The sequence below is a fragment of the Salipiger sp. PrR003 genome (assembly GCF_010500785.1).
Taxonomy (GTDB): domain Bacteria; phylum Pseudomonadota; class Alphaproteobacteria; order Rhodobacterales; family Rhodobacteraceae; genus Salipiger; species Salipiger pacificus_A.
In genome coordinates, this window is record NZ_JAAGOV010000037.1 from 38,009 (window position 1) to 60,233 (window position 22,225).

A 22,225-nucleotide genomic window follows, 5' to 3' on the forward strand; every position below is an offset into this window, starting at 1 on the left:
CGGGAAAATTTCCCGGGCATGTTTCAGCTTGCCCGGCGCACGTCGCCGGAGGGCGCGTCCATCACCACCTTCTCCATGCAGGCGCGCGCCCGGTCGGGCGCCCCGGCGCGGATCGCATCGACGATGGCGCGGTGCTTGTCGACGCTGCGCGCAAGGTCGCAGGGATCGCGCGCTTCCTCGGCCTCGGCGATGAGCTGCGAGTAAAGCGCCGCCTGTACCAGATCCCCCAGCGATTGCAGGAAGCGGTTGTCGGAGAGATGCAGGATGAGCTTGTGGAATTCGAGGTCGGCCATGGCAAAGGCGGTGCGGCTCGGGGCCTGTGCCAGCGCCTCGCAGCTCGCCTCGAGACGCGCATGTTCTGCCGGTCCCGCCCGCTCGGCCACAAGCGCCGCCGCCGAGGGCTCGATGATCAGCCGGATCTCGTTGAGGTCGGCCACGAAGCGCCCCGGCGTCTTCTGCTCGGAATGCCAGCGTAGCACGTCCGGATCGAACATGTTCCATTCGGACGAGGGCTGCACCCGCGTGCCGACTTTCGCCTTCGAGGCCAGCATGCCCTTCGCGATCAGCGTCTTCTTGGCCTCGCGGATGACCGTGCGCGAGACGCCGAACATCTCTTCGAGATCCGGGTCGAGCGGGATCATCGCCCGCTCGGGGTATTCCCCCGCGACGATGGCCAGCCCCAGCTGGTCCACCACGTGGGTGGTATGGCTCTGGGCGCGGTCCGAGAACCCGCCGCCCGCCGTCAATGTCATGATCGCGCGTCTGATGCGGTCAGATGCCTTATGCGCGCCGTCGTTGCCCAACCCAAACCCTTTTGCAGCATGATGAAGGCGAAGAGCAGGCCCCCGATCACGATCTTCGTCCACCAGCTCGAAAGCGTGCCGTCAAAGACGATGTACGTCTGTATCAGCCCCATGATCAGAATGCCAAAGAAAGTGCCCGCGACAAATCCGCTGCCACCGCTCAGCAGCGTGCCCCCGATGACCACCGCGGCGATGGCGTCGAGCTCGACGCCGACGGTCGCCAGCGAATAGCCTGCAGAGGTGTAGAGCGTGTAGACGATCCCCGCGAGCCCGGCCAGACCGCCCGAGACGGCGTAGATGCCGATGGTGGTCCGCGCGCGGGGCACGCCCATGAGCTGCGCCGTCTGCGCCGAGCCGCCGATGGCATAGACGTTCTGGCCAAACCTTGTCCGGTGCAGCACGATCATCGCCGCCAGATAGGTCAGCAGCATGAGCCCGCCGGTCAGCCGGAAGCGGCCGCCGCCCGCTGCCTTCCAGTAGAGCGACTGCAGCCAGTCGTAAAACTCGTGGGTGATCGGCACCGACTCGGTCGACAGCACGTAGGCCAGCCCGCGCATCAGGAACATGCCCGCCAGCGTGACGATGAAGGGCGGCATCTCGAGATAATGGATGATCCCGCCCATGGCCGCGCCGAAGCCGGTGGTGATCAGCAGCACCAGCGCGAAGGCGACCAGCGGGTGGATCGAGGTGTCGCGCAGGATCACCGCAAGGAAGACTCCGGTGAAGGCAATCACCGAGCCGACCGAGAGGTCGATCCCGCCCGAGAGGATCACAAAGGTCATGCCGACCGCGGTGATGCCGAGGAAGGCGTTGTCGGTCAGCAGGTTGGCGACCACCCGCGTCGAGGCCATCGCCGGGTACTGCGCGGCGCAGAGCACGAAGGCCAGCACGAAGGTCGCGAGCGTGATGTAGAGCGGAAGCTTGGTGGACTGGCTCATGACTGGCCCTCCTCCTGGGGGGTCCGGGGCGCGGGCTTGGGCCGCTCCCGCAGCACCGGCCCGGTCGAAGCGCGCAGCAGATAGAGGCTGTGGCGGACCCGCGGGCTCTGGATGACGAGGATGGCGATGATGATCAGCGCCTTGATGACGAGGTTGAATTCGACCGGCATGCCCGAGAGCAGGATCAGCGAGTTCACCCCTTGGATGATCAGCGCACCGAGCAATGATGCGGTGATCGAGAAGCGCCCGCCGAGCAGCGAGTTCCCCCCGATCACCACGGCGAGGATCGCGTCAAGCTCCATCCAGAGCCCGGCGTTGTTGGCATCCGCGCCCTTGATGTCTGCGGCGACGATGACACCGGCGAGGGCGGCGCAAAGGCCGGAGACAAGGTAAACCGCGATCAGCAGCACCCGGGCGTTGATCCCGGCGAGGCGCGAGGAGGTCTCGTTGATCCCCACCGCCTCGATCAGCAGGCCGAGCGCGGTGCGGCGGATCACCAGACCGACCGCGCAGGCCACGGCGATCCACAGCCAGATCGGTGTCGGCACGGCGGCGATGGTGCCCGCGCCGAGCCGGATCAGCCCGGGGTCGTTGAAGGTGAGGATCGCGCCCTCGGTCAGAAGTTGCGCGATGCCGCGCCCGGCGACCATCAGCACCAGCGTGGCAACGATGGGCTGAATGCGGAAGATCGCCACCAGAAGTCCGTTCCAGAGCCCGCAGGCCGCGCCCGCCGTCAGCGCCAGCAGCACCGCCAGCGTCCAATGCGCGCCGCCCACCACGGCGGAGGCTGCGACAGCCCCGGCGATGGCCATCACGGCCCCGACCGACAGATCGATCCCGCGCGTGGCGATGACCAGCGTCATGCCGGTTGCCAGCAGCGCCGTCGGCGCGCCGCGGTTGAGAACGTCGATAAGGTTGCCGAAGAGCCGCCCGTGCTGGAACTCGATGTTGAAGAACCCCGGGAAGACCAGGAAGTTGGCCGCCAGCACCAGAGCGAGGATGATGATCTGCGGCATGACCCGTTTCAGCGTGGATTTGATCATGCCGCGTCCTCCGCCGCGATGGCCTCGACGATGGATTTGGTCGAGATCTCCTGGCCCGTGAGTTCCCCCACCTGCCGCCGGTCGCGCAGCACGACGATGCGCGAAGAATAAGCCACCAACTCCTCCATTTCCGACGAGGCGACGATCAGCGCCATGCCCTTCTCGCGCAGGTCCTCGATGAGGGCGATGATCTCGGCGTGCGCACCGACATCGATGCCGCGGGTGGGCTCGTCGAGGATCAGTAGCTCGGGCTCGGTCGCCAGCCAGCGCGCAAGAAGCGCCTTTTGCTGGTTGCCGCCCGACAGCAGCCGGATCGGCATGTCGAGCGAGGCAAGGCGGATATCCAGCGCCTTCACGTAGTGCTGGGCGATCTCCTCGGCCTTGGCGCGGGGAATGGGACGGTGCCAACCCTGCCGGGCCTGCAACGACAGGATGATGTTCTCGCGCACCGACAGATCGCCGACGATGCCGTCGGTCTTGCGGTCCTCGGGGCAGAGCGCGAAGCGGTGACGGATCGCCTCGCGCGGGTTGGTGATGCGCAGCGGCTGGCCGCGCAGCTCGGCCTTGCCCTGATCCGCCGCGACCACTCCGAAGACCACGTTTGCGGTCTCGCTCCGGCCCGAACCGAGCAACCCGGCAAGGCCGACAACCTCGCCCTCGCGGATCTCCATGTCGAACGGCTCGATGCTGCCGCGCTTGCCGTATCCCTTGAGCGAGAGCAGCACGTCGCCCGGCTCGGAATGGGCGCGATGATGGGTCGCCGCCTCGAGCTGGCGGCCGAGCATCAGGGTGACGATCTCGGTCTGGCTCACCTCGGCGAGCCGCCGCGTGCCCACGACACGGCCGTTGCGCAAGATCGTGGCGCGGTCCGAGATGGCGAAAACCTGGTCAAGAAAATGGGTGATGAAGACAATGGCGAGCCCCCTGCCCTTCAGCCTCTCGATCACGGAGAAGAGCAACTGCACCTCGTCGTGGTCGAGGCTGGCCGTCGGCTCGTCGAGGATCAGCACCTTGCCGGAAAGCTCGACGGCCCGGGCGATGGCGACGATCTGCTGGATGGCGATGGAATAGCTGTCGAGCAGTCGGCTTGGGTCGATGTCGAGCCCGTAGTCGCGCAGGATCTCGCGTGACTCGTCCCGCATCCTGCGGTGATCGACCATGCCCCAGCGCATCGGCTGCCGGCCAAGAAAGAGGTTCTCGGCGACCGTCAGGTTGGGCAGCAGGTTCACCTCCTGATACACTGTTCCGATGCCGAGCGCCTGGCTGTCCAGAGGATCGCGCGGATCGATCTCGGCCCCGGAAAGCTCGATGGTGCCGCCGTCACGGGTGTAGGCACCGGTGAGGCACTTGATCAGCGTCGATTTCCCCGCGCCGTTCTCGCCCAGAAGCGCGTGCACCTCGCCGGGATAGAGCGCCAGCTCGACGTCATCGAGCGCGATGGCGCCCGGAAAGAATTTGCTGATGCCGCGCGCATGCAGCACCGGTTCTGGCATGGCCATCCCGAAGTCCCCTCCCCTAGACAGGGTTGTGCGCCTCCCGGACCCCCTCCGGAAGGCGCGTTCGGCAGGGGTCCTGCCCCCGCCGCGCAGCGTCAGTATCCGAGATTCTTCTTGCTCTCGTAAATGGCCGCATTGTCGTCGTCGCTCGTGTAGAGCTTGGACTCGGTCTGGATCCACTTCGGCGGCATGGTGCCGTCCTTCCAGTAGGCTTCCAACACGTCGAAGGCCGGGCCTGCCATGTTCGGCGTCAGCTCGACCGTCGCATTGGCCTCGCCGGCCTGCATGGCAAGGTGGATGTCCGGCACCGAGTCGATCGACACGATCTTGATGTCCTCGCCCGGCTTCAGCCCGGCTTCCTTGATCGCCTGGATGGCGCCCACCGCCATGTCGTCGTTATGCGCATAGAGCGCGCAGATGTTCTCGCCGCCCTCGGACTTGAGGAAGCTCTCCATGACCACCTTGCCCTGCGCGCGGGTGAAATCGCCGGTCTGGCTGCGGGTGATCTTGAGATTGGGCGCATCGGCGATGGCCTCTTCGAAGCCCTTCTTGCGCGAGATCGCGGGCGACGAGCCTGTGGTGCCCTGAAGCTCCACGATCGGGCATTCCTCACCGGCGACGGCGTCCTTGAGCCAATTGCCGGCCACCATGCCCTCGTGCACCTGGTCCGAGGTCACAGCGGTCATGTAGAGATCTTCCGGCGCATCGATGTTGCGGTCGAGAAGGATCACCGGGATATCGGCGTCCTTGGCCTCTTCGAGCACGTCCTCCCAGCCGGTGGCGACCACGGGCGCGAGCAGGATCGCGTCGACCCCCTGCGCGACGAAGCCGCGGATCGCCTTGATCTGGTTCTCCTGCTTCTGCTGCGCGTCGGCGAATTTCAGGTCGTACCCACGCTCCTCGGCCTGTTGCTTGGTGACCGTGGTCTCGGCGGCGCGCCAGCCGGATTCGGATCCGATCTGCGAAAAGCCGATGGTTTCGCCCTCGGCCATGGCGGCGGCGGGCACAAGGATAGCGGCGCTTGCGAGCAAGCTCTTAAGAATGTTCATGATGTCCTCCCATGGACCTCTCCTCAGGTCCTTGGAATATTAAGTATTACTTTATTACTATTGTAAAGCGCCCTGTGTGGGTGACCGAAAGGAGCTTTATTTATCAGTGGGTTGAGAAGATGCCGCAGGGGCATCTTGGATGCGGGGGCGCGACTCGGGGAAGACCGGACGCGCGCGACGGGCGCCGAGAGAAGCGAGGCCCCACCCCCGAGACACCTGGCCCTGGAAGACAGCGCCTCGACACGCCTTGAGGTCAGCCGGTGATCTCGATGCGGCGCAGGCCGTGAAACTCCTGCGCGGCCATGCCCTGCAGCGGGCGCAGGTGGTGGGTGAGCACGTATTGCGCCGCAAAGGCCGAGGGCGCCTTGAGCATCAGCAGCCCCTGCTCGAACTCGTCGAAGACGAGCCCCGAGAACCAGCTGCGGTGCAACCCGGGATCGCTCTGCGCCAGCCGTGCCAGCGTGCGCGACCAGGGGCCGCTGTCGGCGCTCGGCGCAGGGGTTTCCGCCGCACGGGCACCGAAATCGACGCGGACAACCTTTTCCCCAGTGGCGGCAGGCTCGGGGTGCTGGACCTCCATGCGGGCAGAGAAATCGGGGCCGACGTTCTCCCAATGCGGCGCCGAAAGCCGGTAGACCTCGGAATAATTGAGCCGGTAGGCCGCCACCCTGCCCCGCACGCCGGGCCTGAGCTGGAGCAGGATTTCGGTTTTTGTCAGGCGTTTGATCTCACGTTTCACCGTCCGCTCATCGACCGACCAGAGCCGCGCCATCTCGCGCTGGCCGACTGTCAGCTCGTCGTTTCGCCAGTTGTAGCGCGCCGTGACAAGCGCCACGAGGCGCAGCATCGAGGTCTGGAATCCCGGTGATCCGTTCAGCCCGGCAAGGGCCAAGGCCGTCAACAGGTCATATTTCTGGGATCCTGCCTGAGGTCCCGTAAATCGTTTGAAGTCCATGTTCGTCTGCTCTGCCGCCGCTTCGGGTCCGGCTTCATTGGCCGATTCCCCATTGGCTTCGAGACTGCTCGATTTTCCCGTCGTTTGTCAATGTGGACAAAAAAGCGGGACCGGAACCCTTATCCAAATTTATTTGGAAAAAATCGGTTTATTGGTAATGGGTGACAGGCATGGTGACACCATTATGGGGGGGGATTGTCACCTTATCCACCATTTTGGCCCCAGAGCTGTCACCGAGTCCACGCCTTGGACGGTGCAGAAATCCCGTAATCCTGAAAATCTTCGCCAAAATACGAGAAATGCGAACTCTGGGTTTTGCCCTTTCCGCAATTCGCGTTATTGAAGGGACAGTATCAGAAAACACGAGCAGGCTCATGAGAGATCATTCCGACCTTCAATCCATGAACGAACGCAGCCTTGCGCAGCAGGCTGCGGTGCGCCGCGCGACCTTCTCCCCGGCCGAGGAGAAGATCCTGCGCCCCTTCTCCATCTGGGAGATCAGCCACTTCATGTTCGATGTGCCCGCGGACACGCTGCGCAAGAAGCTGGCCGACGACCCCTCGTTGCCGCAGGGCACCGTAGAAGAGGACGGGCGCCAGCGCTGGTTCTCGCTGCAGGAGATCAACGAGCTGCGCCGGCGCCTGCGCTTCCGGGGCAAGCCGCTCCTGCCCCACCGCCCCGGCGGCCGGGCGATGCGCGTTGCGGTCTCCAACTTCAAGGGCGGCGTCGGCAAGACCGTTGTGGCCCAGCACCTGGCCAACGCAGCGGCGCTCGACGGCTACCGCGTGCTGGTGATCGACTTCGACCCGCAGGCCACGATGACCCACTCCATGGGGCTCACCGAGGTCAAGGAATGGAACACGGTCTGGGGCATCATGTGCCGCGACCTCTGCCGCGAGGCAGACCGTATCGCCGCGGCCTATGACGATCCGGCCGACTGCCCCTACCCCACCGCCGACGAGCTGCCCGAGGACGTGCAGTCGATCGGCGCGCAGCGCATCCAGGACTTCATCCAGAAGACCGCCTGGCCGACCATCGACATCATCCCTTCCTGTGCCAACGCCGCCTTCGTCGAGTTCGCATCGGCGCAGTACCGCGCCATGCACAAGGCCTGGAGCTTCTTCGGCTGCGTGTCGCGCTACCTCGACGAGCTGCCCGAGGATCAATACGACCTCATCATCTTCGACTGCCCGCCGGCCATCGGCTACCAGTCGCTGAACGCAGCCTTCGCCGCCGACATCCTCTATATCCCGTCGGGCCCCGGCTACTGGGAATATGACTCGACCACCAGCTTCCTCGGCCAGCTCGGCGACGCGCTCGAGGATATTTCGGACGGCTTCGCCAAGGTCGCCGAGGATGCCGGCATCCGTCTGCCCAAGCGCTTCGACGACGTGCGCCTCCTGATGACCCGCTTCGAGCAGTCCAACCCGCTTCACGTCGCGATGATGGATGCCTTCCGCAACGTGTTCGGCGCCGACGTCTGCAAGCACGCCATCGAGATGACCCGCGCGGTCGAACAGTCCGGCCGCTTCCAGCAGTCGGTCTACGAGCAGGACTATCGGCAAATGACCCGCGAGACCTGGAAGCGGGCGCGCCAGAGCTTCGACTCGGCCTACGACGAATTCAAGGAAGTGGTGCTGCGCGCCTGGGAAGCGAAGAACGCCAAGGAAGAGGTTGAAGCATGAGCAGCAAGAACAAGTTCGGCTTCGGCCCGATCGAGACCGCAGAGGTCAAGCCGCGCCGCCGCGACGTGGGCCCGATGGGGGCCGCGGTGCGTGAGGCGGCCAGCAGCATGACCGAGAGCACCGAGAACCTCGTGGAGCAGCGGCGCCAGAACGCGACCGATGCCAAGGCTTTCCGCCTTGCGCAGGAAGAAGGCCGCGTGCTGGTCGCGATCCCGCTCGAAGACATCCGCACCGACGATCTTCCGCGCGACCGCCTCGACCTCACCGGCGTGGCGACCTCGGACGAGATGGAGGAACTCAAGGCCTCGATCCGCGAGCGCGGCCAGAAGGAGCCGATTGAGGTCTACCGCACCGAGAACGGCTACCAGCTGAAAAAGGGGTGGCGCCGGATCACCGCTCTGGAACAGCTTCTCACAGAGACCGGCGACGCCCGTTTCGCCAAGGCGGTCGCGCGCGTGGCGGAAGAGGCGGGCACGCGGATCGATCTCTACATCGACATGGTCGAGGAGAACGTGATCCGCGAGGACCTGAGCTTTGCCGAGATGGCGCAGGTCGCGATCACCGCAGCGCAGGATTCCGGCCTCGACGGCATGGGCGCCGAGGAACTCGTCGGGCGCATCTACGCTTCGCTGCACAAGATGAAGCGCTCCTATATCCGAAGCTTTGTCTATCTGCTCGAGCAGCTCGACGAGGCACTGCCGTATCCCAAGTCGGTCTCGCGGAACCTCGGCGTCGACGTGGCGCGCAAATTGCAGGCGGCGCCGGAGCGGGTAGGGGCGCTGCGCAGCGTTTTGTCCACCGTGAGTTCGGCCGAAGAACAGGCAGAGATCCTGAAGAAGTTCGTGCAAAGCGCCGAGCGGGCCGAGGCGAAGTCCCAGGACACGCCGCGGCAGCGCAGCGTGAAGTACGAATTCCATGTCGGGCTGTCGAAAGTCACCGCGCGAAAGGGCGAGTGCCGCATCCTGTCGGAGATCGATTTCTCCTCCGTGGACCGCAAGCGGTTGCAGCGCGCAGTCGAGGCATTCGAGGCGGCACTGCGCGACGGGTAACCCATGGGTTACGGGGTTGGGAGTGGTAACCCGACCCGAAAACAAAGGGGATGAGAGGCCGGTAACCCATGGGTTACCGGCCTTTTGCTTGGGAGGGTCCACGTCAGCATTGGCGGCCATCTCGGGGCGATGACGCGCGCTTCTGGTGCTCCCGTGTGGCGTGAGATGCCACCGCCCAAATCAAAGGTATGTTCGGCACGATCCACCGGGAGGCGCTCCCCGGACGAGTGCAGAGCGACTCTGGGTAACCCATGGGTTACCCAGAGTCGTTCTGCCAAGACCGCGCAAGTGCCGCAGCATCGGCCGGGCCTTCGTCGCAGGATGCGCAATTTCAGCGTGACTTGGTGGGAATCAGCGCAGACGCCGGGGCAGGGGACCAGCGGGTTTCACCAAGCTGAACGCGTTGCGGTGTCCATGCCAGAGCCACGCGACGCGGATTCAGAAAGCTGATGATCGGGTGCGTGCCAAAATCCGGATTTTTGAGGGTGATTCGGCCGGATTTGCCTCCGAATCAGGGGTTTAGGCGCGAAAATCTGGCGCGACTCTGCTCTAACTGCATGACTCAGAACGAAAAATCCCGACAGATTTCGCTGCCGGGACGGGAAATTTGCTTCAGAAGCGGGGTTTTTCCGGATCAGACGATCCCGCCCCCCGCACCACAGACTTCGGGCCGCTCCGCGGAGACCCTCGCGCGGTAGTTCGACGCCCGGTAGGTCGCAACGGGATCGATTGCCCCGCCGGCCTCGAGGCGGGCCATGCCGAGGATCGGCTCCACGTCGACCCGGTAGGCGGCCTTCAGCGTCGCGGCGGCCATCAGCGCGTCATTCTCTTCCTGGAAGCCTTTCAGAGCGGCGCGGTCCACCAGCAACGCCTGCGCATAGGCGCGGCGGACCTCGTTGGCCGAGGAGACAAGGCTCTCTATCGGGTCGGTGACGTTGTGCGACTGGTCGAGCATATGGGCGGGCGCAAAGCCCTCCTTGCCCTCGGCCGCGACCAACTCGTTGAACACGAGGAACAGCCGGAACGGGTCGATGCTCCCGGTGTCGAGATCGTCGTCGCCATACTTGCTGTCATTGAAGTGGAAGCCGCCAAGTTTGCCGAACTGGATCAGCCGGGCGACGATCATCTCGATATTGGTGTTCGGCGCATGGTGGCCAAGATCGACAAGGCAGAAGGCGCGCTCACCGAGTTCCCTGGCGATGAGATAGTTCGTGCCCCAGTCCTGCACGACGGTGGAATAGAAGGCGGGTTCGAACATCTTGTGCTCGGAAAACAGCCGCCAGTCCTCGGGCAGACCCTTGTAGATCTCCTGCATCGCCGAGAGATAGCGCTCGAACTGGGCCGTCAGATCGGTCTGACCAGGGAAGTTCGACCCATCACCGATCCAGACCGTCAGAGCCTTTGACCCCAGTTTCGAGCCGATTTCGATGCATTCGAGATTGTGTTCGATGGCCTGTGCCCGCACCGCGGCGTCGGTGTGCGACAAAGAGCCGAACTTATAGCTGAGGTTTTGGCCAGGCTGGTCCTGGAAGGTGTTGGAGTTCATGGCATCGAACCCCAAGCCCAGCGAGGCGGCCTTTTCAAGCAGCGCATCAGGGTCCTGCTTGTCCCAGGGGATGTGCAACGAGACGGTGGGCGTGGCCGCGGTCAGCTGGTGGATCACGCCGCAGTCGTCGAGCTTGTCGAAGATGTCGCGCGGCTCGCCGCCACCGGGGAACCGGGCAAAGCGCGTCCCTCCGGTGCCCACGCCCCAACTCGGCACGGCCACGCCATAGGCGGCGACTTTGCGCGTGATAGTGTCGATATCGACGCCGCGGCGGGCGAGCTGCGCGCCCAGGGCCTCATAGTCGTAGGTGAGCGCCTCGGCGCGCTCCGCGTTCTGCGCGGCGATGAGATCGTTGTCGATCATGAAATCCTCCCGTGCCGCCTCTCCCGGGCGGCGTGAAAAAGGCGGCGCGGGATCCCCGTGCCGCCGAATTAGAGACTTATCGCGTGAAGGCTTCCTTGTTGCCCGCATCGACGTTGAGGATATTGCCTGTCGACTTGGCCGAAAGGTCCGAGGCCAGGAAATAAGCGGCTTCGGCAATGTCCTCGGGCAGCACAGACCGCTTCAGCATCGAGCGGTTGCGGTACATTTCCTCGAGGCCCGCCTTGTCGGTGTCGTAGGTCGAGGCGCGCTGGTCGAGCCATTCTCCCTCCCAGATGCGCGAGCCGCGCAGCACCGCGTCGGGGTTCACCACGTTCACCCGGATGCCGAGCTCGGCGCCTTCCAGCGCAAGGCAGCGCGCCAGGTGCAGCTCCGACGCCTTGGCGGTGCAATAGGCCGAGGCATTGGGCGAGGCCGCGAGGCCGTTCTTCGACCCTATAAAGACGATGGAGCCACCCAGACCCTGCTTGCGCAGCAGCCCGAATGCCTCGCGCGAGACAAGGAAGTAGCCGGTTGAGAGGATGTCCATGTTGCGGCTCCAGAGCGCCAGAGTGGTCTCTTCGACGGGCGCTGAGGAGGCGATCCCCGCGTTCGAGACAAGAACATCGACTCCGCCGAACTCTACGGCAGTCTCTGAATAGGCTCTGGCAACCGCGTCCTCTTGCGTCACGTCGACCGCCACCGCGCGCACGACATCGCTGGAATAGACACTGGAAAGTCGCTTCTGCACATTTTCCGCTGCCGCAAGGTCGATATCGGCCAGCACCACGCAGGCGCCCTCGCGCAGCAGTCGCTCTGCGGTGGCGGCGCCGATGCCACCGCCGCCGCCCGTAACCAGCGCCACGCGACCGGCCAGCGACTTCGGTTTCGGCATGCGCTGCAGCTTCGCTTCTTCCAGCAGCCAGTACTCGATGTCGAAGGCTTCCTGCTCGGGCAGGCCCTGATAGGCACTGACCGCCGAGGCGCCGCGCATCACGTTGATGGCGTTCACGTAGAACTCGCCCGAGATGCGGGCCGTCGCCTTGTCCTTGGCAAAAGTGATCATGCCGACGCCGGGAACGAGATAAACCACCGCGTTAGGGTCGCGCAGGGCAGGGGAGCCAGGTCGCTTGCAGCGGGCGTAATAGGCGGCGTAGCTGTCGCGGTAGGCTTCGACCTGGGCGGGGAGGCCGGCCAGTACGGAGTCCAGATCCGCTTTGTCAGGGTCGAAATCCACCACCAGCGGCGCGATCTTGGTGCGCAGGAAGTGATCCGGGCAGGAGGTGCCCATCGGGGCCAGCGTCTCGAGCGCGTTCGAGTTGACGAAGTCCAGCACCGCCTCCTGGTCGTCGAAATGGCCGACCATGTGCTGGTTGCCCGACACCAAGCCGCGGATCGCCGGCATCAGCGCCGCCGCCACCTCGCGCCGCGCCTCGGGGGCAAGGCTCTGCAGCTTGGCGCCGCCGAAGGCGGGCACGCCCTCGGTCTTCGCGTCAAGCCAGGCGATGGCCTCGTTGATGATGTCTATGGTGGTGGCGTAGCAGCTCTCGGCGGTGTCGCCCCAGGTAAAGAGCCCGTGGCTTTCCAGCACGACGCCGTCCGCCTCGGGGTTCTCGAGGCAGAATTGCTCGAGCCAGAGACCCAGCTCATAGCCGGGGCGCTTCCAGGGCAGCCACCCGATGCGGTCCCCGAAAATCTCCCGGGTCAGAGCCTTTGAGTCCTTCGAGGCGGCGATGGCGATGATCGCGTCGGCGTGCATGTGGTCCACATGGGCGCGGGGCACGTAGGCGTGCAGGGGCGTGTCGATCGAGGCGGCGCGCGGGTTCAGGTTGAAGGTACAATGCGGCAGGTAGCCGACCATCTCGTCCTCGAACTTGACCCCGCGGTAGACCCCTTTCAAAGCCCGCAGCTTGTCCATGTAGAGGGTCGAAAACCCATCGAGCTTCATCGAGCCGACGTCGCCGCCCGAGCCCTTCACCCAGAGCACCTCGACCTGCTCGCCGGTGAGCGGGTCGTGCTCCATGACCTTGGCCGAGGTGTTGCCGCCGCCGTAGTTGGTGATTCGCTTGTCCGACCCCAGAAGGTTGGACCGGTAGAGCAGCTTCTCGGGCTCGCTCATCCCCGCAGCCTTGCCGCTATCCCACAGATTTTGCAGGCGGTCCTTGGGCTTTGCCAGCATGGTGATCCTCCGTTGTCGCGGTCCGATATGGCCGCCTCCTCGCCCAGAAAGCTGCGGCTCGGCCTGCGATCTGTCAACCAGAAACGATCAAAAACAATCATGCGGCGACGCAGCATGATTGAAGATGAAAAATGATGATTGACTTGAGAGGGGATTCGTCCAATCTGAACCGAACGGGAGGACCAGATGCACGAAACGGAACGCCACAGGATCATACTTTCCGCCGTCCAGGAGCGGCCGATCGTGACGGTGTCGGAACTTGTGTCGCTGACCGGCACCTCCGAGGCGACGATCCGCCGCGACATCGCCACGCTGCACGCCGCCAAGCGCCTGCGCCGGGTGCGCGGCGGCGCCGAGGCGCTGACCCCGCCGCCGCTGCCGGGGCTGGCCGGGCGGCCCTTCGCGGTCAACCAGTCGATCAACATCGACCAGAAGCAGGCCATCGCCCGCGAGGCCGTCGCGCTCTGCGACGACGGCGAGGCGATCATCATCAACGGCGGCACCACGACCTTTCAGATGGTGCACCCGCTGGCCAACCGCCGGCTGCAGGTCCTGACCAACAGCTTTCCGATCGCCGAGCACCTGCTGAAGAACTCCAAGAACACGGTGATGCTGCCCGGCGGCGCGCTCTACCGCGAGCAGAACATCATCCTGTCGCCCTTCGCGAGCGACATGACGCGCCACTATTACGCCAAGCGCATGTTCATGGGCGCCCATGCGCTGGGGCCGATCGGCCTGATGGAGGCCGACCCGCTGCTCATTCAGGCCGAGGAAAAGCTGATCGATCAGGCCGACGAGCTGGTGGTGCTCGTGGACAGCTCGAAGTTCGACAACCGCTCGAGCCTGGTGCTCTGCCCGCTCGAGCGCATCGACATCGTCATCACCGATGAAGGGATTTCCGACCGCACCGCCTCGATGCTGGAGGCAGCCGAGATCCGGCTGATCGTGGCGCAGACGGGACGGGCGAAAACCGCCGGGGCAGGGTGACCGCACCGCGCGACACGTGAACGCTCATAAATTCAGGGAGGATACCATGGGCATTACGAGACGACTTTTCGGAGGAACCGCGCTGGCCGCGATGCTGCTGGCCGGCGGCGCCGCGCAGGCACAGGACAACGTGCGCATCGCGCTGGTGGTGAAGGCGCTCGGCATTGGCTTTTTCGAAGCCGCCGCCAAGGGCGCCGAGGAAGCCGCCGCCGAGCTGGGCAATGTCGAGGTGATCTACACCGGCCCGACCGACACCACCGCCGAGGGCCAGATCGAAGTGATCAACGCGCTGATCGCGCAGAACGTCGATGCGATCGCCGTCTCGGCCAATGACACCGACGCGCTGGTACCCGCCCTGAAGAAGGCGATGCAGCGCGGCATCACGGTGATTTCCTGGGACAGCGGCGTCGCGCCCGAGGGCCGTCAGATGCACCTCAACCCCTCGTCGAACCCGCTCATCGGCAACATGATCATCAAGCTTGCCGCCGACAACCTGCCCGAGGGTGGCGAGGTCGCGGTGCTTTCGGCCACCACCACCTCGACGAACCAGAACATCTGGATCGAGGAGATGAACAAGGTCATGGGCGACTACCCGGGCATCGAGGTGGTGGGCACGGTCTACGGCGACGATCTGGCGGACAAATCCTACCGCGAGGCGCAGGGCCTGATGCAGACCTACCCCGATCTCGACGCGATCATCGCGCCGACCTCGGTGGGCATCGTCGCCGCCGCCCGCGCCGTCGAGGACGCCGGCAAGGTCGGGCAGGTGAACGTCACCGGTCTCGGCCTGCCGTCCGAGATGGCCGGCGCGATCGAGAGCGGCGCATCGAAGAGCTTCGCCATCTGGAACCCGATCGATCTGGGCTACTCGGCGACCTATCTCGCCTACGAGCTGGCCACCGGCGATGCCGAGGCCGCCCCGGGCGCCGAGATCCCCATGGGCCGCATGGGCACGCTGACCCTCGACGACAACAACGAGGGCGCCATGGCCGACCCCTTCGTCTACGATGAGAGCAACATCGACGAGTTCAAGAGCATCTTCTGATCTTGCTCTGATCCCGGCCCCGGCGCGCCTCTGCGCCGGGCTCCCACCCAAACCCAGACACCGGGGGCCATGATGCAAGTCAGCCTCACCACCCCACCCGTCGCCGCTGCGGCGGGGGATGCCGCGCCCGTGCTGCGGCTCGAGGGGATCACCAAGACATTCCCGGGGGCGAAGGCCCTCGACGGCGTCACGCTCGAGCTTTACCCCGGCCAGGTCACCGCGCTGGTGGGCGAGAACGGCGCCGGCAAGTCGACCATTGTGAAGACGCTGACCGGCATCTACCAGCCCGACGCCGGCACGATCAGCCTTGCCGGGCAGCCGGTGCAGTTCGCCACCGCGCAGGACGCCACCGCCGCGGGGATCACCGCGATCCACCAGGAGACGGTGCTCTTCGACGAGCTTTCCGTCGCCGAGAACATCTTCATCGGCCATGCCCCACGCAGGCGCTTCGGGCTGATCGACTGGCCGAAGATGCGCAGGGACGCGCAGGCTATCCTGTCGCGCATCGATGCCGATCTCGATCCCGACATGCCGCTGCGCGAGCTCGGCATCGCCTCGAAGCACCTCGTGGCCATCGCCCGCGCGCTTTCGGTCGATGCCCGCGTCGTCATCATGGACGAGCCCACCGCCGCGCTGTCGCACAAGGAGATCGAGGAGCTTTACGAGCTGGTCGAGCGGCTGCGCGCCGAGGGCCGCGCCATCCTCTTCATCTCCCACAAGTTCGACGAGATCTTCCGCATCGCCGACCGCTACACCGTCTTCCGCGACGGCCAGCACGTCGGCTCGGGCCTGATCGCCGATGTGGACGAGGCCGAACTGGTGCGCCTGATGGTCGGCCGCGCGGTCGACCAGATCTTCCCGCAGCGTGCCCATAATGTCGGGGATGAGGTGTTGAAGGTGGTCGGCTACGCCCATCCCACCGAGTTCGACGAGATCAACTTCACCCTGCGCCGCGGCGAGATCCTCGGGTTCTACGGGCTGGTCGGGGCAGGGCGCTCCGAGCTCATGCAGGCGCTCTTCGGCGTGACGAAACCCAGCAAGGGCGCGGTGCGCATCGACGGGCAGGTGCGGGTGATCCGCTCTCCCGCCGAGGCTGTGGAAAACGGCATCGTCTACGTCCCCGAGGACCGCGGCCGGCAGGGCGCGGTGATCGGCCTGCCGATCTTCCAGAACGTCACGCTGCCCTCGCTGGCGCAGACCTCGCGCCGGGGCTTCCTGCGCCTCAGCGAGGAATTCGCCCTCGCGCGCACCTATACCGAACGGCTCGACCTGCGCGCCGCGGCGCTCGATCAGGACGTCGGCACCCTCTCGGGCGGCAACCAGCAGAAGGTGGTGATCGCCAAGTGGCTGGCGACGAAACCCAAGGTGATCATCCTCGACGAGCCCACCAAGGGCATCGACATCGGCTCCAAGGCCGCCGTCCATGGCTTCATGGCCGAGCTGGCGGCGCAGGGCCTGTCGGTGATCATGGTCAGCTCCGAGATCCCCGAGGTGCTGGGCATGTCCGACCGGGTGATCGTCATGCGCGAGGGGCTCATCGCCGCCGAGCTGGAGGGTGCGGCGCTCACACCGGAAAACCTCGTCCGCCACGCCGCCGGCATCGGGGCGCAGCCATGATCCGCGCCTCCGGCGCCTGTCCTTCGTCTGGAAAGAAATATCCCGGGGGTGAATTGACCGTCAGGCCAAGAGTGGGCAGCGCCCCCAGCCGCCCACCGGCACAGGGAGCTGCCCGATGAGAACCTTCCTGAAATCGCGCGAGGCGATCCTGTCGGCTGCGATCCTCGCGCTTCTGGCGCTGATCGCCAGTCGGTTCCCGGCCTTCGTCGAGCCCGGAAACCTTGCCCGGGTGTTCACCGACACCTCGCCGCTGATCCTGCTGGCGCTGGGGCAGACGGTGGTGATCCTCACCCGCTGCATCGACCTGTCGGTCGCCGCCAACCTCGCGCTGACCGGCATGGTCTGCGCCATGCTCAACGCCGCCTATCCGGGCGTACCGGTGGCGGTGATCCTGGTCCTCGCGCTCGCCATGGGCGCAGTGATGGGCATGATCAACGGCATCATGGTCTGGAAGCTGAGCATCCCGCCCATCGTGGTGACGCTCGGCACGATGACCATCTACCGGGGCCTCATCTTCGTCCTGTCCGGCGGCGCCTGGGTCAATGCGCATGAGATGAGCGCCGCCTTCACCGGCTTCCCGCGCGCCGATATCCTCGGCCTGCCGGTGCTCGCCTGGATCGCCATCCTCGTCACCGGGCTCTTCTTCATCGGCATCGCCCGCACGCCGCTTGGCCGTGCCTTTTACGCGGTGGGCGGCAACCCGCATGCGGCCGTCTACACCGGCATCGACGTCGGCCGCACGCAGTTCATGGCCTTCACGATCTCCGGCATGCTGGCCGGGCTCACCGGCTATCTCTGGGTCGCCCGCTACTCGGTGGCCTATGTCGACATCGCCGGCGGCTTCGAGCTTGAGGTCGTGGCCGCCTGCGTCATCGGCGGCATCTCGATTGCCGGCGGGGCAGGGACCATCCTCGGCACGCTCTTGGGCGCGCTCTTCCTCGGCATCGTCAAGAACGCCCTGCCGGTGGTCGACATCTCGCCGTTCTGGCAGCTCGCCATCTCTGGCACGGCGATCATCGTCGCGGTGGCCTTCAACAGCCGCTCGGCCCGCAGCAAGGGCCGCATCATTCTCAAGCGCGCGGAGGGCCACGCATGACCGACACCGCCACCCCCCACCAGGCCCCCCGCCACATCCCCGACCGGCTGCAGAGCCCCGGCGCGCGACTGTTGAAGAGCTGGGAGCTGCTGCTCTTCCTCGTCGCCGTGGCGATCTTCATCGCCAACAGCTTCGCCTCGCCCTATTTCCTTAACGCCTGGAACCTCAGCGACGCGACTTTCAACTTCACCGAAAAGGCGATGATCGCCTTCGCCATGGCGCTGCTGATCATCAGCGGCGAGATCGACCTCTCGGTCGCCTCGATCATCGCGCTCTGCTCCACCGCCATGGGGGCCGCCGTGCAATACGGCGCGGGCACGCCCGAGCTGGTGCTAATCGGCCTTGCCACGGGGCTTGCCTGCGGGGCCTTCAACGCCGTGCTGGTGACCCGCATGGGCCTGCCGTCCATCGTGGTGACCATCGGCACGATGAGCCTCTTCCGCGGCATTTCCTACATCGTGCTCGGCGATGGCGCCTACCGCGGCTACCCGGCTGAGTTCGCCTTTTTCGGGCAGGGCTACGTCTTCTGGGTGATCTCCTTCGAGTTTGTACTCTTCGCGCTGCTGGCGGTCCTCTATTACATCCTGCTGCACCGGACCAACTTTGGCCGCATGGTCTATGCCATCGGCAACAATGCCACCGCCGCGACCTTCTCGGGGATCCGGGTGGCGCGGGTGAAGTTCATCCTCTTCCTGCTCACCGGGCTCATGTCGGGCGTCGCGGCGATCTGTCTGACCTCGCGGCTCGGCTCGACGCGCCCGTCCATCGCCTTCGGCTGGGAGCTCGAGGTGGTGACCATGGTCGTGCTCGGCGGCGTGTCGATCCTCGGCGGGTCGGGCTCCATCCCCGGCGTGGTGATCGCCGCCTTCGTCATGGGGCTGGTGACCTTCGGATTGGGTCTGCTCAATGTGCCGGGCATCGTCATGTCGATCTTCATCGGCCTGCTGCTGATCGGGGTGATCGCCCTGCCGCGGCTCTGGGCGATGTGGAGGCGATGATGGAGAAATACGCCTTCCGCATGGAGCTGAACCCCGGCTGCGCCGAAGAGTACAAGCGCCGCCACGATGCGATCTGGCCAGAGCTTGTCGACTTGTTGAAAGACGCCGGCGTCGAGGATTACTCGATCCACCTCGACCCCGAGACGAACCATCTTTTCGGCGTGCTCTGGCGGCGCGAGGATCACGGCATGGACGCCCTGCCGCAGACCGAGGTGATGCAGCGCTGGTGGGCGCATATGGCCGACATCATGCGCACCCAGCCGGATAATGAACCGGTCGCCGTGCCGCTCGTGCCGATGTTTCACATGAAATGAGGCCGTGATGACCAAGCCGCGCGCCCCGAGCCCCCGTCATGTTGCGGTCTGGGACATCGGCAAGACCAACGCCAAGCTTGCCGTTGTCGGCATGGCGCGTATGTCCGAGATCGGCGTGCGAACTCTTCCGAACAGGGTTCTTCGTGAGGGGCCCTATCCGCATTACGACATCGCGGGGCTCTGGGCCTTCCTGCTGGACGGGCTCACCGAACTTCAGGCCGAACACGGGATCGACGCGATCAGCATCACCACCCACGGGGCCTCGCTGGTGCTGCTGGACGGGGCAGGGGCGCTGGCCTGCCCGGTGCTGGATTACGAGCACGATGGGCCGGATGCGCTGGCGGCGGCGTACGACGCGATCCGCCCCGATTTCGCGCTGACGGGATCGCCGCGGCTGCCCATGGGGCTGAACGCGGGCGCGCAGCTGCATTGGCTGCTGGAAACCCAGCCCGGCCTGCGCGCGCGGCTCGCGCGGGTGGTGACCTATCCGCAGTATTGGTCGGGGCTGCTCACCGGGTCCTTTGGCTGCGAATACACGTCGCTCGGCTGCCACACCGACCTCTGGCAACCGCGCGAGGGCACCTTCTCTCCGCTGGCCGCGGCGCTCGGGCTCGAGGGGAAGATGGCACCGCTCGCCCATGCGGGTGACGTGGCCGGGAGGCTGCTGCCTCGGATCGCTGCCCGCACCGGCATCGCACCCGAAACCCCGGTTCTTTCCGGCATCCACGACTCCAACGCCTCGCTGCTGCCGCATCTCAAGACGCTGCCACAGCCTTTCGCGGTGGTCTCGACCGGCACATGGGTGATTTCCATGGCGGTCGGCGGCGCGCAGGTGCCGCTCGATCCGGCGCGCGACCTGCTGATCAATGTGAACGCTTTGGGCGGGGCGACGCCCTCGGCGCGCTTCATGGGAGGGCGCGAGTACGAGATGCTGAAGCCCGAGACAGGCCCGTATTCGGAACGGGACCTGCGCGCCGTGCTCGCGCGCAAGGCGATGCTGCTGCCCTCGGTCGAGACCGCCTCGGGGCCGTTCCCCGGCTCGCATGGCGCTTGGACCGAGGCGCTGTCACCCGGAGAGAAATCGGTGGCGCTGGCCTTCTACCTCGGGCTGATGACCGCCGAATGTCTGTCGCTGACCGGGGCCGAGGGGCCGGTGGTTGTCGAGGGGCCCTTTGCCCGCAACGCGTTGCTGCTCGACATGCTGGCCGCGGCGACGGGACGCGTGGTGCTCTGTTCCAACTCGGCCACCGGCACCAGCATCGGCGCGGCGCTCCTGGCGGTGAAGGAGACCCCTCCGAGTGCCCTGAGGGCACATGAGCCGACGTCGGACCCCGCCGCGCTTGCAGATTACGCGGCGGCATGGCGCGCCGCGCTTGCGCCGGAACCGACCAACGGGTCTTTTCCCCGCCACACAAACGGCTAGGGTGCGCGCAAGCGAGGCGGTTTCCGCCCCAGCCATGCGCGATTTCCCGAATAAGAGAGGTTTTCCCATGTCCTTCCCGTCCCACCCCCAGACCGTGGCCGTCATCGGCACGGGCACGATCGGCGCCAGTTGGGCGACTCTGTTCCTCGGCGCCGGTCTGACTGTCCGCTCCAGCGATCCCGGCGAGGGTGCCGAGGCCAAGCTGCGCGCCTTTGTCACCGCCGCTTGGCCGTCCCTCGAGGCGCTCGGCCAGACCTCCGGGCGGAGCGCCGAACAGGCGCTCGCTGCGCTGAGCTTCTTCGCCACGCCCGAAGAGGCTGCCACCGGTGCCGATCTGGTGCAGGAGAACGCCCCCGAGCGCATCGAGATCAAGCGCGAGACCTATGCCAAGCTGGAGTCGGTGCTGGCCCCCGATGTGGTCATCGCCTCGTCCACCAGCGGCATCATGCCCAGTGAGTTGCAGGCCGAGATGACCCACCCCGAGCGGCTGGTGGTCGGCCATCCGTTCAACCCGCCGCACCTCGTGCCGCTGGTCGAGGTGGTGCCCGGCAAGCTGACCTCCGACGCCGCGGTCGAGGCGGCGATGGCCTTTTACACGTCGGTGGGCAAGGTGCCGATCAAGCTCAACCGCGAGGTGATCGGCCATATCGCCAACCGCCTTCAGGCCGCCGTGCTGCGCGAATGCGTCTATCTCGCACGCGAGGGCGTCGCATCCATGCAGGACATCGATCTCGCGGCCTCCATGGGGCCGGGCCAGCGGTGGGCCTTCATCGGCCAGGGCAAGATCTTCGCGCTGGCGGGCGGTGTCGGCGGCATGGCGCATTTCCTCGACCACCTCGGCGAGGCGATCGAGACCTGGTGGGACGATCTGGGTGACGCGCGGCTCGACACCGAGACCCGCGCCATGCTGATCGAGGCCTATGGCACGCCGACCGAGGAGAGCTTCGCCCGGGACGTCGCCTACCGCGACGCGGCGCTGCTGCGCCGGCTCAAGGCGCTGTCGGAGGACGCCGAGAACTGAGAACCCGGAGGACCGCAGGTCCTGCAAGCAAGCGCCGGCCCGTGACCCGGGCCGGCGTTTCCCATTCCGGTACCGCGGCCCAGGGCCGCCGGCTCATCCCCCGACGTGCGACAGCAAGAGGCTGCTCTCGGAGTTCAGCACTCCGGGCACCTCGCGGATCTCGCGCAGCACCCGGTCGAAATTGACGAGGCTGTCGGTCCGTATCTCCACCACCAGATCCCAGGCGCCATTTGTGGCGTGGATGGTCGACACTTCGGGGATCCGTGTCAGCGTGCGGATCACGTTGCGCGACAGCCGCCCCTGCAACTCGACCATGGTGATCGCGCGCACCTCGCCCTCGACGTCCTGATCGGTCTCGATGGTGAACCGCCGGATCCGCCCCTCGGCGACCAGCGCCTCGAGCCGGGCGCGGGCCGTGGTGCGCGAGATGCCGGCCGTCTGGGCAAGCTGGGTGATCGACATGCGCGAGTCGCCGCGCAGGGCGGCGATGATGGCGCGATCGGTGGGCGAAAGCTGGGTCATGCGCGCTATTTGATCTAAGAACTGATCAAAGTGAACAGCGCATATGACGATATGTCCACTTTGAGGAGTGAAATTGCCAAGCGAGCGATGCATCTTTCG

Annotated in this window: 19 protein-coding genes; 10 read left to right on the forward strand and 9 right to left on the reverse strand. The window is 65.8% G+C overall.

All coding sequences use genetic code 11. The annotated features are described in order from the left end of the window. Positions 1-23: 23 nt before the first annotated feature. From G0D83_RS11585 to G0D83_RS11610, 6 genes are all read right to left on the reverse strand, one after another. The gene (locus G0D83_RS11585; RefSeq protein ID WP_164193759.1) at positions 24-752 is read right to left on the reverse strand and encodes a FadR/GntR family transcriptional regulator; all 729 of its coding nucleotides are present in this window, start codon (positions 750-752) and stop codon (positions 24-26) included. Beyond that, positions 749-1,741 carry a galactofuranose ABC transporter, permease protein YjfF gene (gene yjfF / locus G0D83_RS11590; protein WP_108968226.1) on the reverse strand — a complete coding sequence of 331 codons (993 nt, stop codon included), beginning with the start codon at positions 1,739-1,741 and terminating at the stop codon, positions 749-751. The genes G0D83_RS11585 and yjfF overlap by 4 nt, the downstream gene beginning before the upstream one ends. Beyond that, positions 1,738-2,784, reverse strand: coding sequence for an ABC transporter permease (locus G0D83_RS11595; protein WP_108968224.1), 1,047 nt, complete (start codon positions 2,782-2,784; stop codon positions 1,738-1,740). Before G0D83_RS11595 ends, yjfF begins: the two co-directional genes overlap by 4 nt. After that, positions 2,781-4,283, reverse strand: a complete 1,503-nt coding sequence (locus tag G0D83_RS11600; RefSeq protein WP_235939638.1) for a sugar ABC transporter ATP-binding protein — start codon at positions 4,281-4,283, stop codon at positions 2,781-2,783. The genes G0D83_RS11595 and G0D83_RS11600 overlap by 4 nt, the downstream gene beginning before the upstream one ends. A 92-nt stretch (positions 4,284-4,375) precedes the next feature. Further along, positions 4,376-5,329 carry a galactofuranose ABC transporter, galactofuranose-binding protein YtfQ gene (ytfQ, locus tag G0D83_RS11605; protein ID WP_108968223.1) on the reverse strand — a complete coding sequence of 318 codons (954 nt, stop codon included), beginning with the start codon at positions 5,327-5,329 and terminating at the stop codon, positions 4,376-4,378. Between the two features lie 253 nt (positions 5,330-5,582). Then, the gene (locus tag G0D83_RS11610) at positions 5,583-6,284 is read right to left on the reverse strand and encodes a hypothetical protein (protein WP_108968221.1); all 702 of its coding nucleotides are present in this window, start codon (positions 6,282-6,284) and stop codon (positions 5,583-5,585) included. A gap of 374 nt (positions 6,285-6,658) precedes the next feature. Between G0D83_RS11610 and G0D83_RS11615 the strand changes: the two genes are divergently transcribed. Together G0D83_RS11615 and G0D83_RS11620 are read left to right on the forward strand one after the other, a co-directional pair. After that, entirely contained in the window at positions 6,659-7,969 is a 1,311-nt protein-coding gene (locus tag G0D83_RS11615) for an AAA family ATPase (protein ID WP_095883792.1), read from the forward strand. Further along, on the forward strand, positions 7,966-9,018 hold the full coding sequence (locus G0D83_RS11620) for a ParB N-terminal domain-containing protein (protein ID WP_108968219.1): 1,053 nt from the start codon (positions 7,966-7,968) through the stop codon (positions 9,016-9,018). Before G0D83_RS11615 ends, G0D83_RS11620 begins: the two co-directional genes overlap by 4 nt. A 634-nt stretch (positions 9,019-9,652) precedes the next feature. Here the strand turns inward: G0D83_RS11620 and rhaI are convergent. After that, complete coding sequence (rhaI, locus tag G0D83_RS11625; RefSeq protein WP_164193762.1) at positions 9,653-10,927, reverse strand: L-rhamnose catabolism isomerase; 1,275 nt, start codon at positions 10,925-10,927, stop codon at positions 9,653-9,655. 76 nt (positions 10,928-11,003) lie between these two features. After that, positions 11,004-13,103, reverse strand: a complete 2,100-nt coding sequence (locus G0D83_RS11630; RefSeq protein WP_164193767.1) for a bifunctional rhamnulose-1-phosphate aldolase/short-chain dehydrogenase — start codon at positions 13,101-13,103, stop codon at positions 11,004-11,006. Positions 13,104-13,289: 186 nt separating this feature from the next. On the opposite strand from G0D83_RS11630, the gene G0D83_RS11635 reads away from it, so the two are divergent. The 8 genes from G0D83_RS11635 (at position 13,290) to G0D83_RS11670 (ending at position 21,604) form a co-directional block, all read left to right on the forward strand. After that, positions 13,290-14,090 carry a DeoR/GlpR family DNA-binding transcription regulator gene (locus G0D83_RS11635; RefSeq protein ID WP_108968214.1) on the forward strand — a complete coding sequence of 267 codons (801 nt, stop codon included), beginning with the start codon at positions 13,290-13,292 and terminating at the stop codon, positions 14,088-14,090. 46 nt (positions 14,091-14,136) lie between these two features. Then, positions 14,137-15,135 (forward strand): rhamnose ABC transporter substrate-binding protein, encoded by a 999-nt coding sequence (rhaS, locus tag G0D83_RS11640; RefSeq protein WP_164193772.1) that lies wholly within the window; start codon positions 14,137-14,139, stop codon positions 15,133-15,135. Between the two features lie 72 nt (positions 15,136-15,207). After that, positions 15,208-16,752: a sugar ABC transporter ATP-binding protein gene (locus G0D83_RS11645; RefSeq protein WP_164193913.1), complete on the forward strand. Its 1,545-nt coding sequence runs from the start codon at positions 15,208-15,210 to the stop codon at positions 16,750-16,752. Between the two features lie 115 nt (positions 16,753-16,867). Next, complete coding sequence (locus tag G0D83_RS11650; RefSeq protein WP_164193775.1) at positions 16,868-17,848, forward strand: ABC transporter permease; 981 nt, start codon at positions 16,868-16,870, stop codon at positions 17,846-17,848. Beyond that, positions 17,845-18,846, forward strand: coding sequence for an ABC transporter permease (locus tag G0D83_RS11655; protein WP_164193778.1), 1,002 nt, complete (start codon positions 17,845-17,847; stop codon positions 18,844-18,846). The genes G0D83_RS11650 and G0D83_RS11655 overlap by 4 nt, the downstream gene beginning before the upstream one ends. Next, positions 18,846-19,160, forward strand: a complete 315-nt coding sequence (gene rhaM, locus G0D83_RS11660) for an L-rhamnose mutarotase (protein ID WP_164193781.1) — start codon at positions 18,846-18,848, stop codon at positions 19,158-19,160. Before G0D83_RS11655 ends, rhaM begins: the two co-directional genes overlap by 1 nt. A gap of 7 nt (positions 19,161-19,167) precedes the next feature. Next, positions 19,168-20,583 carry an FGGY-family carbohydrate kinase gene (locus G0D83_RS11665; RefSeq protein ID WP_164193784.1) on the forward strand — a complete coding sequence of 472 codons (1,416 nt, stop codon included), beginning with the start codon at positions 19,168-19,170 and terminating at the stop codon, positions 20,581-20,583. Between the two features lie 67 nt (positions 20,584-20,650). After that, a complete protein-coding gene (locus tag G0D83_RS11670; RefSeq protein WP_164193787.1) occupies positions 20,651-21,604 on the forward strand; it encodes a 3-hydroxyacyl-CoA dehydrogenase NAD-binding domain-containing protein in 954 nt (317 codons plus the stop codon). A 93-nt stretch (positions 21,605-21,697) separates the two neighbouring features. Here the strand turns inward: G0D83_RS11670 and G0D83_RS11675 are convergent, their stop codons facing one another. Further along, the gene (locus G0D83_RS11675; RefSeq protein ID WP_108968200.1) at positions 21,698-22,126 is read right to left on the reverse strand and encodes an Lrp/AsnC family transcriptional regulator; all 429 of its coding nucleotides are present in this window, start codon (positions 22,124-22,126) and stop codon (positions 21,698-21,700) included. Between the last annotated feature and the right edge of the window lie 99 nt (positions 22,127-22,225).

Coding starts and splice junctions, on each gene's coding strand:
- yjfF (WP_108968226.1), bottom strand. CDS start 1,741: ATGAGCCAGTCCACCAAGCTTCCGCTCTACATCACGCTCGCGACCTTC.
- G0D83_RS11665 (WP_164193784.1), top strand. CDS start 19,168: ATGACCAAGCCGCGCGCCCCGAGCCCCCGTCATGTTGCGGTCTGGGAC.
- G0D83_RS11645 (WP_164193913.1), top strand. CDS start 15,208: ATGCAAGTCAGCCTCACCACCCCACCCGTCGCCGCTGCGGCGGGGGAT.
- rhaS (WP_164193772.1), top strand. CDS start 14,137: ATGGGCATTACGAGACGACTTTTCGGAGGAACCGCGCTGGCCGCGATG.
- G0D83_RS11630 (WP_164193767.1), bottom strand. CDS start 13,103: ATGCTGGCAAAGCCCAAGGACCGCCTGCAAAATCTGTGGGATAGCGGC.
- G0D83_RS11650 (WP_164193775.1), top strand. CDS start 16,868: ATGAGAACCTTCCTGAAATCGCGCGAGGCGATCCTGTCGGCTGCGATC.
- G0D83_RS11585 (WP_164193759.1), bottom strand. CDS start 752: ATGACATTGACGGCGGGCGGCGGGTTCTCGGACCGCGCCCAGAGCCAT.
- G0D83_RS11615 (WP_095883792.1), top strand. CDS start 6,659: ATGAGAGATCATTCCGACCTTCAATCCATGAACGAACGCAGCCTTGCG.
- rhaI (WP_164193762.1), bottom strand. CDS start 10,927: ATGATCGACAACGATCTCATCGCCGCGCAGAACGCGGAGCGCGCCGAG.
- G0D83_RS11635 (WP_108968214.1), top strand. CDS start 13,290: ATGCACGAAACGGAACGCCACAGGATCATACTTTCCGCCGTCCAGGAG.
- G0D83_RS11595 (WP_108968224.1), bottom strand. CDS start 2,784: ATGATCAAATCCACGCTGAAACGGGTCATGCCGCAGATCATCATCCTC.
- ytfQ (WP_108968223.1), bottom strand. CDS start 5,329: ATGAACATTCTTAAGAGCTTGCTCGCAAGCGCCGCTATCCTTGTGCCC.
- rhaM (WP_164193781.1), top strand. CDS start 18,846: ATGGAGAAATACGCCTTCCGCATGGAGCTGAACCCCGGCTGCGCCGAA.
- G0D83_RS11620 (WP_108968219.1), top strand. CDS start 7,966: ATGAGCAGCAAGAACAAGTTCGGCTTCGGCCCGATCGAGACCGCAGAG.
- G0D83_RS11675 (WP_108968200.1), bottom strand. CDS start 22,126: ATGACCCAGCTTTCGCCCACCGATCGCGCCATCATCGCCGCCCTGCGC.
- G0D83_RS11600 (WP_235939638.1), bottom strand. CDS start 4,283: ATGGCCATGCCAGAACCGGTGCTGCATGCGCGCGGCATCAGCAAATTC.
- G0D83_RS11655 (WP_164193778.1), top strand. CDS start 17,845: ATGACCGACACCGCCACCCCCCACCAGGCCCCCCGCCACATCCCCGAC.
- G0D83_RS11670 (WP_164193787.1), top strand. CDS start 20,651: ATGTCCTTCCCGTCCCACCCCCAGACCGTGGCCGTCATCGGCACGGGC.
- G0D83_RS11610 (WP_108968221.1), bottom strand. CDS start 6,284: ATGGACTTCAAACGATTTACGGGACCTCAGGCAGGATCCCAGAAATAT.